Source organism: Paenibacillus sp. Soil787 (genome assembly GCF_001429545.1).
GTDB lineage: Bacteria > Bacillota > Bacilli > Paenibacillales > NBRC-103111 > Paenibacillus_E.
This window is the reverse complement of the sequence record NZ_LMSP01000019.1, coordinates 1-14,802: the sequence shown is the minus strand read 5'-3', so window position 1 is coordinate 14,802 and position 14,802 is coordinate 1. Positions and strand designations below refer to the sequence as shown.

Below are 14,802 nucleotides of genomic sequence, written 5' to 3'. Positions count from 1 at the left end.
TATAAAGGAGAGACTTTGCTCTTGGTCAAAGATCTGTTTTCTCATTGTTACAGGACGATTACAAAGGGCTTACAATTAGCGCAACCTCATTGACTTGAAAGCGCATTCAGAATACTATTAAGTTAACGGAATACTTATCTGAATATTTAAATAATTTATATTCTCCCTTTAACCTCTAACCCACAGAAGCATAATCTCACTAATTTAATTGAGGGAGGGTACTACGATGTCAACAACATCTCTAACCCCTGGAACTGGTTCACTACAACCCACACTGGATCAAGTGGTCACCCGACCGCTTTTACGCAAAAAAAGGCTGGTTTTCACCATCCTCATTTCATTTCTAATCCTATGTACTTCTTTACTTCTAGGTTTTCACGCCTATATTGCTTGGACACTGGCTAGACCGCATATTGACCCGCTTCATTCGGATCCGATGAGGGCCGCTCAGCTTCCTTACAACAATGTAACCTTTCCCAGTCTAAATGGCACGTCAAACCTAGACGGTTGGTTCATACCTGGCAAGTCCGACAAAACTGTTATTTTCTCCCATGGTTACGGCGGTAATCGCGAAGAACTTTGGGTTCCCATTTACAATTTAGCCCGCGAGCTTCATTTGCAAAACTACAATGTTCTCATGTTCGACTATGGCTATGTGCACCCTAACAGTAAACGAATTATGACTGGCGGCATTCAAGAATCGCAAGAGCTGCTTGGCGCCATCCATTATATCAAGCAGGTTTCCAGCGGTCCTATCTACATTTGGGGCTTCTCTATGGGAGCAGGAACAGCATTACAGGCTGCTCTTCAAAGTGGCAACGATATTTCGGGGATGATTCTGGACAGCACTTTTTTGCTCAATCCAGACACACTCTATCACAATATGAAGCAAGTCGTTAACGTGCCTAAATTTCCATCTCTACCGCTTGTACGCCTATTCTTCCCTTTGCTCAATGGCGTAAGCTTGCAGGAAGTGCCTTACAACAAGGTAACTTCAACAGCTTATCCGATGCCGATTTTCTTCATCCACGGTACGGAAGATTACAAAGCACCCTATGGTATGGTAGAGGATATGTTCAAGCAGCAAAAAGACCCCGAATCCAAGCTATGGATTATCCCGAAAGCGCAGCATGAGCTGCTGTACCGAGCAGAGCCCAAAACGTATATGCGCCGAACGATGAATTTCCTTAACGGTATCACGACAACTCCGATGCAAGCTAACCTTGGTATTCCCTCCTCCCTATAAAATCGGCCCCTCGCGGGTCGATATTTTTTTTGCCTATAAAAAGCGTGTTTCTGGCGGCGTATGTTCAGCACCTGACTGGGTCTACAAATCACATCATGCAAAAAGTGCAGCAAATTATCGTCTAATCTTCATTTCGAGGTAGCCATGATGCATTTTGTACATCAAATACTTACATCCTAGCCAAAAACGGGCCGGATAGGTCGATTTAGATGTACTTTTTGCAACTTGTTCTCTCAAAATCGTCGATATAGACTAAATTTGCTGCACTTTTTACATCTTCCATAACTTTGAACATGGCGAGAATCCCATGCAATACTCGCACCTACACGTTTCTAGCTCATTTCCGCATCGTTCACCCAAATTAATCCATCTCATAAATCGAGCCGGATTTGCTAGCGAACAATTCGGCGTAGACCTTCTCCGCGTAGGCGTCGGTCATACCGGAAATGTAATCCGCGACGAAACGCGGCCAGCTCCAGGCGGCATTACGGCGCTCGTAGCTATCAATCCAGTCTGGAGGCATGATCCACTGCCCTTTGTCCTTGTCGATGAAGCTGTCCCATAGGCGCTCGACGATGATCTCGCTGCGTTTTTGCAGGCGCAGCACGCGGAAGTCTTTGATCAGCGTAACCCACGCGAGCTTCTTGAGAATTTCCATCGTGCGCAGCAGACGCATATCTTCGGCTCCGTCTTTCACGAGCGCAACCTTTTTCCAGGCTCGGTCAGGATCATCCAGAATGTCCAGACTACTCGCGAAAGAGCTCACCCAGCGAGCTTTCATCTCTCTGCGCGTACGCGATTCTTCCCCGTTGCACTCTGCGAAAATTTGCTCCCATTGCTCCAGGTAGTCCGACAGAACTTGCCTGACCATTTGCTCGATATCGACTTGCTCCCAGCCGAATTTATGGTTGTTGGGATCATTCAATATTTCCATGACCAGATGGCGAATCAATCTTTGATCTTCAAAAAAGGTCGCATTCATTTGAATTTTTCCAGCACGAATACCATCTTCAATATCATGGGTGGAGTACGCGATATCGTCGCATAAATCCATCATTTGTGCTTCCAAGGTCGAGCAGCCCTCCGGCATGTTCCATTGCGAGCGAAGATCTTGAATGATTTCCCACTCCGAGGCATAGACACCCTTAAGTCGGCCCTCTTCCTCAATCAAAAATGGATACTTATTAATGCCAAGAAGCACCGCGGCTGTAAGATCCAGGCCGCTTTCACTGCCTGCTCTTTTTTCGAGAAACATGAGGATACGGAAATTTTGGGCGTTGCCTTCATATTTTAAGCCATGATCCCTCATCAGAATATGATTCAGAACTTCTTCCCCTTTATGCCCGAAAGGCGGATGACCGAAGTCGTGAGCGATCGACGCACACTCAACGACGGTAGGATCAATGATCAAGCCAGGATGCTCTCTTTTGCTCAAAAAAGGATTCGTCCGTTCTAACCGCTTCGCCACTTCTCTGGCGATTTGGGCAACTTCGAGCGAATGGGTCAGACGTGTTCGATAGTAATCACCTGATCCTGCGCCGAACACCTGCGACTTCCCTTGCAGCCGACGAAAGGTCGGAGATTGGATTAACCTCGCATAATCCCGCTCAAACTCATCCCGTTCTTCACTCAATTTAGAGGAACCAGCCTCACCTGGCCGATATTTTCGTATGTTGTTCATAAGCTTGCCTCCTCTAGTGCTGTTGCCGGACCCCGAAAATCTCAAAAATTTCTTATGTGGTAAAATAATACTATATCGTCTACCTCGCAACAAGTCATCACGGGCTTCCTGTACAAAAAAAGGGATACTGCACAAGACTATTGTCTCCATGCACATCCCTCGTACGCACTACTTATTTTAACAAAGATAGAAATTCGGCACGAAGTGTCGAGTCCGAGCGGAATGAACCGCGAACAGCCGAGGTAATCGTTTGACTGCCGTATTTCTTCACGCCTCTTGAGCACATGCACATATGTTCTCCCTCAACAACAACCATCACGCCGTGCGGCTTCAGCACATCATCTAGAATGTCGGCGATTTCTGAAGTAATTCGCTCCTGCACCTGCAGCTTACGGGTGATCACATCAACCAGACGAGCAAATTTGCTAAGTCCAGCCACTTTTCCGCTAGGCAAGTAACCTACATGCACTTTCCCGAAAAAGGGTGCCATATGATGCTCGCATTGACTGTAATAGATAATATCTTTAATAATAACCAACTCTTCGTGCTGTTCATCAAAAGTTACACCCATTACATCGCGCGGATTCGCCTCATAGCCCGAAAAAATTTCTTCATACATCCGGGTTACGCGAGCAGGTGTGTCTAACAAACCTTCCCGATCTACATCTTCGCCAATTAGCCGTAAAATCTCGCGGACATGCTGTTCAATCAGCTCCCGATTCTCAGCAACTCTTGTATTTTTGTAGTCAATAGACGCCATCTTATTATCACTCCTCTTTCTTATCCTCTACCCCATACAAACGGTCAAAACTTTGATACTGTCGCGCATCGCTCTGCTGTCTTTGTGCGTTTTGGTAAGCAGCATCCCACCCTGTAGAAGGGACACGATCGGGCTCGCCAGCTCCATTGGGGTTAACCCCTGCAGCAGCAGCTCGCCTCGTCTCTTACCTTCCTGCAAACAGGATTCCACCTCAGCCGTAAGCTCACTGAAAAAGCGGCTCAACGGCTTACGCAGCTCCTCAGAGCTATCACTCAGCTCCAAGGCCAGATTACCGAAGAAGCAGCCTCTGCGGCATTCATGCTCCTCACAAAAGGTCAGCATGCTTTCAAACAAGGCCAGCACCCGCTGCTTCGGCGTTAATTTCGCATTACCCAAACTAGGCTCCATCACAGATTGCCGCATCTCCTGCACCTTGCGCTCAATCACTTTCAAACCCAGTTCTTCCTTACTTTTAAAATGGTAATAAAAATTGCTCTTGCATACTCCGCTGCTCGTCAATATATCTTCCAGACCCGTTCCCTGAAAACCATGATCGCGAAATAAATCCATGGCTGCTTCCATGATGCGGTCTTTGTTGCTAGCCATCGCTTGAGCCACCTCTGAATAGTACTGGTATGTCCTACTTTGAGCTACACTCACATTAGGAAAGACTTTGAGCTGCACTCAAAGATCCCTATATTATATATGAGGAAGGGCTCTTACTGCCACCGTTCGTACGGTTAGACAGCAAAGCCCTTTTGAAGGGTTATACGAACCCTACGTCTTATTTCCATTTTTGGTTTTTCATCATTTGCTGCGCTTTGTTTAACTGCTGCTTATTCATGTTGTAGCCCATTTGCTTGGCCATTTTTGCAAGCATTTCCGGATTGTTCTGCATGGATTCCAGCTGTCTTTTTAAATAGAATACGCCGATAAAGAATCCGCCGACTAAGCCAACAATTAACGTGAGAATGGGAATCAGATAACTCCACATATTTTATGCCCCCTGCATGTACAAATTGGTATCGATTGCTTGCCTTATCATATCATTTCTGGCCGTCTTTTTACAAATGACAAACCTTAATTACAGAACTTGTTCGATGAAAAGGGTCGTATGCTTGGCCAGATCAATTTCTTTGATATCCAATGCCTTGTCCATCGTATCTTGCTTTACGATTCGCACAATCGGACGGCTTGGCAGCCCTCTATGCTGTCCGACCACGACACCCGTTTCCCGATTGGATAAACGAACGGAAGCCCCCGTCGGATAGATCGAGACAATCTTCAGGAACTGGATCAAAACATCCCGATCAAGCTTGGTCTCCGCTAGTGCCATCATATGCTCGCAAGCCTCATGCGGCAGCATACGCCGCCCTAAGGAGACATCAAAGAGCAGATTATCGTACATATTCGCTACTGCCGTAATTTTCGCATAAATATGAATCTCTTCACTCATAAGTCCTCGCGGAACCCCTTGGCCGTTAAGCGTTTCATGATGCTGGAAGGCCACATGGGCAATGAGCAGGCTGAATTCCCGCTTGTTCTTCAGAAGCTCGAAGCCGCGCCAAGTATGGTGCTTCTTCATGTCGGGCGACTCATCATCGCAAACAAGCTCCACCTTACCGACATCATGCAGAAGCGCACCAATGGCAAGCTCCTTCAATTGGGTTCCATTGAATCCCATATTAATCCCAATGAGTACGGCCATCATACAAACATTCGTTGCATGGACATACATCTTATTATCCTCCGTACGAATATCCGTCAACTGCACGAGTACATCACGATTCTTCATGATTTCATCCAGCAGTGTATTAATCGAAATACTCATAGCACGTGAGTTAAATTCCTTGCCTGACTGGATAGCCGCGAACGTTTGACCCATTTGCTGCATAACGATACGTTTGGTTTCATCCGAAAGGATTTCCGGAATTTCCACACCCTCTAGATTCGGGTCTTTGATGTAAATCATAGTGACTCCAATTCGGTTAAGCGTGTTAATCATAAACACCGTTAAATGCACATCTTCTGAAAGCAAAACTGTTCCATTGCTGGCAAATATCGTTCGGCCCAAAATTTGACCCGGCTCAACAGAATCCAAATGCACATATTTCATAGGATTCACTCCACGTTTTATTTATTAGTAATTATCGTATAGCATTAGAATGGCTTATAACGTCGAGTGCCTTCTCGATATCCTGCATAACAGCAGATTCCTGCTCGGCTGCTCGGGCTTTATCAAGAGCGGCCGCCGCGTCTTCGCCGCCAATCCGCCCTAATGCCCACGCTGCCGTAGCCCGGATCTCAGGCCGCGGATCGGTCAGCAGCAGCTCACTTAGGACGGGCACAGCTGACCGGTCCTTGAAATTTCCGAGCGCGATAATCGCATTGCGCTGGATTGGCTTCTTGCCTCTCCAGGACGCGGCGATGCGCCCGTACTGTTCTTTAAAGTCCTTGTTTGACATGGTCAGCAAGGGAATTAATAGAGGCTTGACCTTCTCGGGGTCAGGCTCCAGCTCTGGGTGGTGTGTCCAGTTCATGCCCTTGTTCTTCGGACAGACGATCTGGCACGTATCACAGCCGTAGAGGCGATTGCCGATTTTGAGCTTAAACTCGTCATCGACATAGCCTTTGGTCTGTGTGATGAAGGAGATGCAGCGGCTTGAGTTCAGCTGCCCTGGTCCGACCAGCGCCCCCGTAGGGCAAGCATCGATGCAAATCGTGCAGTCTCCGCACTGATCCATAATAGATGTATCGGATGTAAACGGTATATTCGTTATCATTTCGCCCAAATAAACCCACGATCCCCACTCGGGGGTGATGACGGCGCAGTTTTTGCCAGTCCAGCCGATCCCAGCCCGCTCGGCTACGGCGCGGTCGACCAGCGCACCAGTATCGACCATGCTTTGCAGTCTCGCGTCAGGCACGCGCTGCGCGATGAAAGCCTCCAGCTTCGCGAGCCGATCGCGAAGCACGTCGTGGTAGTCGCTCCCCCACGAGGAGCGTGAGATAATCCCCCGATAAGCCCCAGGCTCGGATCGAGGAGGGTTTGGCAGTTTCGACGGGTACGCAACAGCGATAGAAATGATCGACTGCGGCGCATCGAAGCTTAAGCCTGGATGTACCCGCTTCTCGATATCCGGCTCCTCGAAGCCGGATTCAAACCCCTTCTCCCTGTGGCGGAGAAGGATCTCTTTCAGTTCTGTGAACGGCTCCGCTGACGTGAAGCCGATTTTATCAATACCGAGGGACGGCGCGGCCTCCACGATCTCTTGTTGTAGCTTGCGCCAGTCCGCATCTGTTCCTGCTGCTATGGAAACCGCCAACCCTCTCACCTCTCTTTTCTTTCGCGTCCGTTTACTTAAAGCTTCGCGGCCATTGCGAATGGCCACAGTACATATTCGGCCCGTCCTTGGATCTGGCCGATCGGAACAGCCCCGAACCTGCGGCTGTCGCCACTAGCGGCCGCATGGCGGTTATCGCCCATCACGAAGACGTGGCCTTGACCGACGCGTGTCGGTCCAAAGTCTCCGTCCTCGATGAGCGTATCCGTATACGGCTCCTCTATCTTGTCGCCGTTTACATAAAGAAAACCGGCTCGGCCCTGCACCTCGTCGCCCGCAATCGCGACAATCCTTTTAACAAGGAAAGGATGCTGCACCGTAGCAAAATCCTCAGACTCTTTGAGAATGACAATCTCTCCGCGTTTGGGCGCCTTCAGGTACGTAATGGCTTTGTTCACGAACAACCACTCCCCCTCCTGCAAGGTAGGCTGCATCGAGTGACCCCGAACCGTGGACAGATTGAATCCGAATTGGTGTACGAGAATAACGACAAGAAGAGCTACAAGAATGGATTTCGTCCAATCCCATAGCTCATGGGTTAGGCTTTTAGCCTCATAATAGTTCTTAGGCTGAGAAGCTGTTTTATTCGATTCACTGCGTCCTACAAAGAAGCTCATTTATGCTCCTCCGTTCTTATACTTTTCCCACTGCTCGTAATAATACATGACCATATCATCTTGAAACGGCGGCTTGTCCTCGTTCACCAGCGCAAGCAAAGCTGCAAGACCTTCCTTTACCTTCGTTTCCACAAGTGAAGAATAGTGATAATTCAGTTTATGGCGTTCATATTCATCTTGATCTACGATATGCACGGAACGATCCGGCATACGAATAACATCAAGGTCGTAGTCAATATAAGTCAGTACTTGCTGAGTCACATACAGTGGAGATGCAACATTACAGTAGTATCTAACACCTGTTTCTTCTATAAGTGCAACAATATTAAACCACTTTTTGGGAATAAAAAAAGATACCCCTGGTATTCGGCTAACCCATTCCTTGCCGTCAGCTTCCTGAATCTTGGTCTGGCTGTTAATAAACACCATCATGTCTTGCTGCTGATGATCGGCATGTAGGATGTGCTGCGGTACTCGCCAATTCGTTAGCCACATCCGGTGAAGATGTCCATCATGTTTGAAGCTTTTTATCACATACGGCGCGAAGTTATCCATGTCCAAAGCTCCTCTATTCATAGCTGCCGAAAAGTTCCCATATTATATAGAAAAGCATATCTGACCCCCAATTGCAATGGCGGCACAGATATGCTTCCCTCGTTCCAAATCTATTCATTTCATGGACATCCTAAAGATCCATTAAACACTGACTTTCTTCACTATGCTAAGACGATGTGCGGTACGGGAAAAGTCCGATGTGCTGTAACCAGCAGACTCGTACACGGGCAGCACCATTTCATTATGGACATCCACCGTCACCATAATCTTCTTCACGTTTCGTTGAACGAACCTTTGCTTCATTGCTTCGATCAAAGCTTTACCGATACCTTTACGTTGATACTCTGTTGCAACTGCGATCCGATAGTAGTAGCCATTGTTGTTATCAATCGTACCGATAATCAGGCCTACAACTTGCTCTTCTTCTTGAGCGATTAAAACAAGCTCTGTATCCCATGATAGCTGACGTGCGAATGCTTCAATCGTTTCCTCATAGCAAGTTTCCGATAAAACATCCTGCAGAAGTGTCTTCACTGAAGTGGTATCTCCAAGCTGAAATGAACGAACGTGCATACGGTTCTCTCCCAATTCCACTTTTATTTGTTTGGAATAATTTTTTGGTAAAGTAGTAAATACGACAAAAAAGTGCGGAATCCTGCTAAAAATGTGTCAAAATTCACAAAAAACTTTGTTTTTTTCGTAAATCCTCCTGAAAGCGCTTAAATGCAAGCGTTTTCATCAAATTGTTTCAAATTTTTAACTTTTTATATTGTCTAAATGTTATCACCCGATGTATAAAAATCGTGATAACGTCGGATTTTATAGAAGGATGTGCAAACAATGGGAGGTGAATCCATGTCGAACAAAGATGATTCCACGGCGCCATACCCACGAAATATTCGTGATTTCCAGGAATTGAGCTCTAAGAAGCCCAGTGAATGGACGGAAGTCGAACTCCGCTATAACCACAGAGCTATGAGTGACTTGTCCCCTTGGCTTAATGAACAAGGAACCCATATTCACAGTCAAATCATCCAGGAAATTGAGCGCCGCGGCGTCTGACTTAGTAAACATACATGTTGCTTTATTATCGAAATTCCTTCATAATGAAGTTGAAACTACATAATTTTAGGAGGTATTTATACAATGGCACATCAATTACCAGCTCTTCCGTACGCGAACAACGCACTTGAGCCACACATCGATGCAAAAACGATGGAAATTCACCACGATCGTCACCATAACGCCTATGTTACCAACCTGAATGCAGCTCTGGACAAACACCCTGCTCTGCATGACAAATCCTTAAACGACCTGATCGCTGACCTGAACAGCCTTCCTGAAGATATCCGTACAGCCGTTCGTAACAATGGTGGCGGACACGCGAACCACTCCCTTTTCTGGGAAACAATCGGACCAGAAGCTGGCGGAGCACCTACTGGCGCTTTAGCAGCAGCTATCGAGAGCGAGCTTGGCGGCTTTGACAAATTCAAAGCAGATTTTGCTGCAGCAGCTACAACACGTTTTGGCTCTGGCTGGGCTTTCCTAGCTGTTGACAAAGCTGGCAAATTGAAAGTTTACAGCTTGCCTAACCAAGACAGCCCGATCATGGAAGGCGAAACGCCGGTCCTTGGTCTTGATGTATGGGAGCATGCTTACTACCTGAACTACCAAAACAAACGCCCTGATTACATTGCGGCTTTCTGGAACGTTGTGAACTGGAACGAAGTTGGCAAACGTTACGACGCTGCGAAGTAATAGCTATGCATAGATAAAGCGACCCCGCGGGGTCGCTTTTTTTGCATGATACGGAACACTATTAGCACAAGTGTGGCCGGCCATACATTCATGAGTTATTGAGGCGCAAACTGGATCTCTCAAGCTCCGAGGTATCTGAATCTATTGGAGAAAATCCAATGAATACACCTATTTGGTCTTGGATATCCGACTTTCATTGGAGAAAATCCAATGGAAACCAACATTTTCCATGTAAATTAGCATTTCGAGGCAGTTCGATTGGAAATAATCCAATGGTAGATGTCATTGTTAGGCCTGAATGGGAAAGACATTGGATAACATCCAATGGTTCAATAGTCCAATAGTCCAATGCTTTATTTTCCATCCAGCCATTCACTTTGCTTTGTATAACAAAAAATCGTTCTTCCCTCACTATGAATGACCCAATAAGCACGTTCTTGTGGACTCTTCCCACCCTCTTTACCGCCTCCTGCCATATTGCCTACTTAATAGTGTTGATGTTGCAGCTACTGCGTCAAACGTGAGACCACCAAGCCGTTTTAAAAGAACAAAAAAGCGAAAAACGCGCTTAATCGCGCTGCCTCGAACAAATAAGTGCGGAAAACGCGCTTAATCGCGCAGCCTCAAACAAATAAGCGCGAAAAACGCGCTTTCAGCGAGAGTTCCGCGAGCCGAAGCTCGTCAACTATGTCTGAGAGGTCGGATATCGACTTCTCAGCTGACCGTTCTGCGCGTCCGCACTGTATAAGCGCGGAAAACGCTCTTAATCACGCAGCTTCTGGAACGACGTCACTCATCTGGTGTTGAAGCATAACCACTTATTCCCAAATTCATGCACATCTTATCCACAGACTACGAAATCATAATTTCCTTCACAATCAAAAAAGCGACCTCGCGAGGTCGCTTTTTGATTGGTTCTATTTTATAAACAAGTGTGAATTATTGAGGAGCCTTGGTTTGAAGCAGCTTTAATCCCATTCCAATAAAAATAATGCCCGTTATTTTGTTTAAAATCGCGCCAATCTTTGCGCTTCCTCTTACTTTTTTTGTAATATGCGAAGAAAAATAGGCAATAAAGAGACACCAAAGCAACCCGGTGAACGTAAATGTAAGCCCCAGAATGATAAATGGGATAGGCCCTGAAGCCTTTTTGTCAATAAATTGCGGGAGAAAGGCAATGAAAAATAAAGAAACCTTTGGGTTCGTAAGGCTGGTCAAAAGCCCTTGTGTGTATATTTTGCTTATTTTTTGTTTATTAGACTCGGAAGCAGCACTAAAGTTGACATTTGTTTTATCAAGCAACATTTTAATTCCAAGATAAACTAAATAAATGACTCCAACTATTTTTATGATATTGAATAGGAGAAGTGACTTCGTAAGTATGATTGATAAACCAAAAGCAACTAATAAGGTATGGATTAACGAGCCACTAATAATACCATAAACCGAGTAAATACCCGCATTTCTCCCTTGGGAAATACTTCTTCCTATCACATACATGGTGTCTGCACCCGGAATAAGATTCAGGAGAATTCCCGTTAGCAAAAATACCTCATAATTAATTATTCCATACATAGTGGCACCACCCGTTTTTTTACGATTTTATCACATTAACGCAAGTTGTATATAGAAAGATTTTTTCGACCGCTAAGCCTTCCTCGCACATCACATACTGGAAGTTCTTTACGCAAACACCGGAAAGCTGTACGATATAGACATGGTCAAGCTGTTCCATTGGCAACGTCACGATATCCCCCTAGACCAGAACAACTGGTCATTTAATATGGCCGAAATGAGATGAATACCTGATGAAAACAATCGTTTCTTCACTCCAAAATGTCCCCTTATTTCAAGAGCTTTCGGAAGAAGATTTACAGGAAATTGCCCCTTTATTCACAGAAAAAAAAGCAAAAAAGGGCGGAATTCTTTTTCTCGAGGGTGATGCTGGTGACGAATTATTTCTAATTAAATCAGGTGTCGTGAAAATATATCGCTTGGATGAAGCCAAGGAAATTATTCTAGCTTTGTTTCGTGATGGAGATTTTTTTGGAGAAATGTCCTTGATAGGCAGCGGTCATACTCGGTCAGCAACTGCCGCAACGATGGAGACTTGTACTCTATATGTTCTTAAACGTACGGTATTCGCTCAGTTCATGGAGAAGAGCCCTAAGCTATGCTTAAAGCTCCTGGAAACCACGATGGGACGACTGCGTCGTGCCAATGATCAAATCTACGACCTTACGTTCTTAGGGGTTCGCTCTCGTATCATGAAGACCATTATCCGTCTATCCGAGCAGCATGGTGAACCTACACCGGAAGGTCTTCTGATAAATGTAAAACTTACTCATCAGCAGCTAGCTAATATGGTTGGCACTGTGCGAGAGTCCGTAACCAAGGTGCTGCAAGAGCTCCTCGATGACGAGCTTATACAAATTGATAAAAAGTTAATCACATTAAGAAATGTGGATGCCATTAAGAGTGAGATTCGATGAAAAAAAGAGAAAGCGGAGGAAATTACTCCTCGTTTCTCTCCTGCCACTCTTTCATAATCCGTATAAAAACGTTCGGGAAAGCGTATTGATCGAGCTCTTCCGGGCCTACCCAGCGATAATGAAAAGGAACCCATTCTCCCCCAGTACTAGGGCGGTTAGCGTTGCTTAGCTTGGCGCGGTATACTTTCATTTTCCAAACGATATGACTAAAAATATGCTCTGTATCCATGAACCACTCGCCAGGCCCAATACCGATTTGTTCCTGATCCACAAGGGCTTGACGGAGCTCACTCTGATTATCCTCATCCGTATTCCATCCCTCAGACTTCCAGGCCACATGCGGCAGCTCCCACATACGAGCGAGCAATCCCTCTTGCGGACGCTGCCTGATCAACCATTTCCCTTCGTTCTCACCCGTACCTTCTATCAAAGCCACTGCACGCAGTTCTGGACGCGGTGGTTTGGCTTTCTTTTTGATAGGCAGGACTTCTTCCATACCAGCTTCCCGAGCCGAGCAATGCGCCATAACAGGGCACGTCAAACAGTGCGGTGAACGAGGCGTACATACCATAGCCCCAAGTTCCATCAACGCTTGATTGAAGTCACTTGCCGTACCTTCTAGGATGAGTTCGCGCGCCAGCTTCTCCATTTTGGTCCGAGTTGCAGGCTTCATAATATCTTCTTCAATTAGAAAATAGCGTGATAGGACTCGCATTACATTGCCATCCACGGCCGGTTCAGGCTTATTATAGGCGATGCTGAGGATCGCTCCTGATGTATAGGGGCCGACGCCTTTGAGCGAGGATATCTCCTCTTTATTTTGGGGGACGATACCGTCATAGCGCTCGTGAACTTCTCTGACTGCCGTTTGAAGGTTTCTTGCGCGCGAGTAATAGCCGAGCCCTTCCCAAGCTTTGAGCACGTTCTCCTCTGGAGCAGTCGCCAGTGATTCAACTGTTGGAAATTGATCGACGAAGCGATGGAAATACGGAATCACCGTATCCACCCGGGTTTGCTGCAGCATGACTTCGGAAATCCATATATAATAAGGGTTTTTGCTTCTTCGCCATGGTAAATCCCGTTTATGTGTTTGGTACCAATCCAATAGATTTCTGGAAAAATAAACCTTCTGTTCTTCGCTGTACATGAGCTCTCCTTCTCTATGGGACACGTTCCAGTTATAATGAATGAATGGACATGTTTCCATTATACGAGAAGTGTGGAACATAAAACTAGAGGTGAAAGTATGCAAAACTCAAAACAAACGAATTTGGCAAATACGAATCGGCAGGACTTGGAGGATAACAAGCGGCAGAAACTGGAGAACAACAGACAGCAGGACTTGGATGATAAAAGAAAAGCCTGGATCGGTCAAGCTAACGCATTAATCCCGCTTCTGTTCATTTGGGGCGCGGAATGGATGTTCAGCGCGCTTATCGATGTTGCGATCTATTGGCGCGACTTGGATTGGTTGAAGCAGGCGGCTTTTATCACAGCGGTCGTGGCTAGCTTGATTCAGATATGGAGCCTGCGTAAGGAGTTTAGGACTGAGTCAGGTGAAGACGCGCGTGAAAGAACACATTCTGCTGCCTCCGGTGCAGGAGCAAGATCAAGTGAGCGCAGCGGCTGGGGACATCCAGCGCTTCTAGTGCTGCCTGGAGCGATGCTCATTGCAGCCGTTGCTCTGCTCGAGGCCATTGGCGCTGTTAGCCCGCTCTTCGCGCCGGTGCTGCGAACATTCATTCTAGCCATCGGATTCGTGCAGGTCGGACTCCTGCTAGGTAGACCACTTGTTTACCTTGGCTTGTGGCTGTTCGCCTTGTCTGCTCTGATGGGCGTGTGGTATTTGGGATACTCTGGTGTTGTATTAGAAGGAATGGGCGGCATAAGCCTTATTCTAAGCGGGTATATGCTGCGTGTTTGGGGACGGTAGTGGGGAGAGGAAGAGTAAGAGTAAGAGGAAGAGGATTAGTTGTATAAGTTGCTTAAGTGGCAGCTTGCGTAGGAGTTTAATTTCTTGGAGTAGCTAGCTCTTTGCACCCGATCTGGAGTCTGGAAGATACATATCTGGAACACGAAGTGAGCCGGAATGCGCTGATAGGCAGGAATGCAGAAAATATGTAAAAAGCACAGCAAATTCAGGCTTACAGCTCCCGTTTCAGAAGAGATCATGCAAAAAGAGTCTCTGGAGACTCCCTCTGGGGCCAACGTTTTTCTCTCATATACTCGCTCATTCGTAAGATTTCAACCTCTTGATCAGAAGATGACATATTCAGTTAGACAGGCGGAAGTCCCTGGGCGGCTTGAAGGGCATGCAGGAATAAAAGGAAGTATAAAATTTCCCGTTAT

General features: G+C 46.4%; 17 protein-coding genes. 5 read left to right on the top strand and 12 right to left on the bottom strand.

The features are described 5' to 3' along the window. Positions 1-226 precede the first annotated feature (226 nt). Positions 227-1,246, top strand: coding sequence for an alpha/beta hydrolase (locus tag ASG93_RS18195; protein ID WP_056833973.1), 1,020 nt, complete (start codon positions 227-229; stop codon positions 1,244-1,246). 361 nt (positions 1,247-1,607) lie between these two features. Here ASG93_RS18195 and ASG93_RS18190 read toward each other — a convergent pair whose 3' ends face one another. The 9 genes from ASG93_RS18190 to ASG93_RS18150 form a co-directional block, all read right to left on the bottom strand. Next, on the bottom strand, positions 1,608-2,927 hold the full coding sequence (locus tag ASG93_RS18190; protein ID WP_056833972.1) for a deoxyguanosinetriphosphate triphosphohydrolase family protein: 1,320 nt from the start codon (positions 2,925-2,927) through the stop codon (positions 1,608-1,610). Positions 2,928-3,099: 172 nt separating this feature from the next. Next, positions 3,100-3,687, bottom strand: a complete 588-nt coding sequence (gene folE, locus ASG93_RS18185) for a GTP cyclohydrolase I FolE (protein WP_056833970.1) — start codon at positions 3,685-3,687, stop codon at positions 3,100-3,102. A gap of 27 nt (positions 3,688-3,714) precedes the next feature. Next, a complete protein-coding gene (locus tag ASG93_RS18180; protein ID WP_056833966.1) occupies positions 3,715-4,293 on the bottom strand; it encodes a TetR/AcrR family transcriptional regulator in 579 nt (192 codons plus the stop codon). Between the two features lie 178 nt (positions 4,294-4,471). Continuing rightward, on the bottom strand, positions 4,472-4,681 hold the full coding sequence (locus ASG93_RS18175) for a YneF family protein (protein ID WP_047687552.1): 210 nt from the start codon (positions 4,679-4,681) through the stop codon (positions 4,472-4,474). A gap of 90 nt (positions 4,682-4,771) precedes the next feature. Beyond that, positions 4,772-5,803 (bottom strand): HD-GYP domain-containing protein, encoded by a 1,032-nt coding sequence (locus ASG93_RS18170; RefSeq protein WP_056833964.1) that lies wholly within the window; start codon positions 5,801-5,803, stop codon positions 4,772-4,774. Positions 5,804-5,834: 31 nt separating this feature from the next. After that, positions 5,835-7,013, bottom strand: a complete 1,179-nt coding sequence (gene queG / locus ASG93_RS18165; RefSeq protein ID WP_056833962.1) for a tRNA epoxyqueuosine(34) reductase QueG — start codon at positions 7,011-7,013, stop codon at positions 5,835-5,837. Positions 7,014-7,048: 35 nt separating this feature from the next. After that, positions 7,049-7,648, bottom strand: coding sequence for a signal peptidase I (gene lepB, locus ASG93_RS18160; protein ID WP_056833960.1), 600 nt, complete (start codon positions 7,646-7,648; stop codon positions 7,049-7,051). After that, entirely contained in the window at positions 7,649-8,203 is a 555-nt protein-coding gene (locus ASG93_RS18155; protein WP_056833958.1) for a DUF402 domain-containing protein, read from the bottom strand. A 141-nt stretch (positions 8,204-8,344) separates the two neighbouring features. Next, the gene (locus tag ASG93_RS18150) at positions 8,345-8,776 is read right to left on the bottom strand and encodes a GNAT family N-acetyltransferase (RefSeq protein ID WP_056833957.1); all 432 of its coding nucleotides are present in this window, start codon (positions 8,774-8,776) and stop codon (positions 8,345-8,347) included. Positions 8,777-9,058: 282 nt separating this feature from the next. Here ASG93_RS18150 and ASG93_RS18145 point away from each other — a divergent pair, with 282 nt between their 5' ends. Further along, positions 9,059-9,265, top strand: coding sequence for a hypothetical protein (locus tag ASG93_RS18145; protein ID WP_056833956.1), 207 nt, complete (start codon positions 9,059-9,061; stop codon positions 9,263-9,265). Positions 9,266-9,349: 84 nt separating this feature from the next. Further along, positions 9,350-9,961 carry a superoxide dismutase gene (locus tag ASG93_RS18140; RefSeq protein WP_029194504.1) on the top strand — a complete coding sequence of 204 codons (612 nt, stop codon included), beginning with the start codon at positions 9,350-9,352 and terminating at the stop codon, positions 9,959-9,961. Between the two features lie 939 nt (positions 9,962-10,900). On the opposite strand, the gene ASG93_RS18130 is transcribed toward ASG93_RS18140, so the two are convergent. Further along, a complete protein-coding gene (locus tag ASG93_RS18130; protein ID WP_056833954.1) occupies positions 10,901-11,536 on the bottom strand; it encodes a LysE family translocator in 636 nt (211 codons plus the stop codon). Between the two features lie 19 nt (positions 11,537-11,555). Next, a complete protein-coding gene (locus ASG93_RS35170) occupies positions 11,556-11,708 on the bottom strand; it encodes a hypothetical protein (RefSeq protein WP_156410949.1) in 153 nt (50 codons plus the stop codon). Positions 11,709-11,769: 61 nt separating this feature from the next. On the opposite strand from ASG93_RS35170, the gene ASG93_RS18125 reads away from it, so the two are divergent. Next, positions 11,770-12,453 (top strand): Crp/Fnr family transcriptional regulator, encoded by a 684-nt coding sequence (locus ASG93_RS18125; protein ID WP_056833953.1) that lies wholly within the window; start codon positions 11,770-11,772, stop codon positions 12,451-12,453. Between the two features lie 22 nt (positions 12,454-12,475). On the opposite strand, the gene mutY is transcribed toward ASG93_RS18125, so the two are convergent. Next, positions 12,476-13,600, bottom strand: coding sequence for an A/G-specific adenine glycosylase (gene mutY / locus ASG93_RS18120; protein WP_056833952.1), 1,125 nt, complete (start codon positions 13,598-13,600; stop codon positions 12,476-12,478). 99 nt (positions 13,601-13,699) lie between these two features. On the opposite strand from mutY, the gene ASG93_RS18115 reads away from it, so the two are divergent. Next, positions 13,700-14,386 (top strand): hypothetical protein, encoded by a 687-nt coding sequence (locus ASG93_RS18115; protein ID WP_056833951.1) that lies wholly within the window; start codon positions 13,700-13,702, stop codon positions 14,384-14,386. The last annotated feature ends 416 nt before the right edge of the window (positions 14,387-14,802 follow it).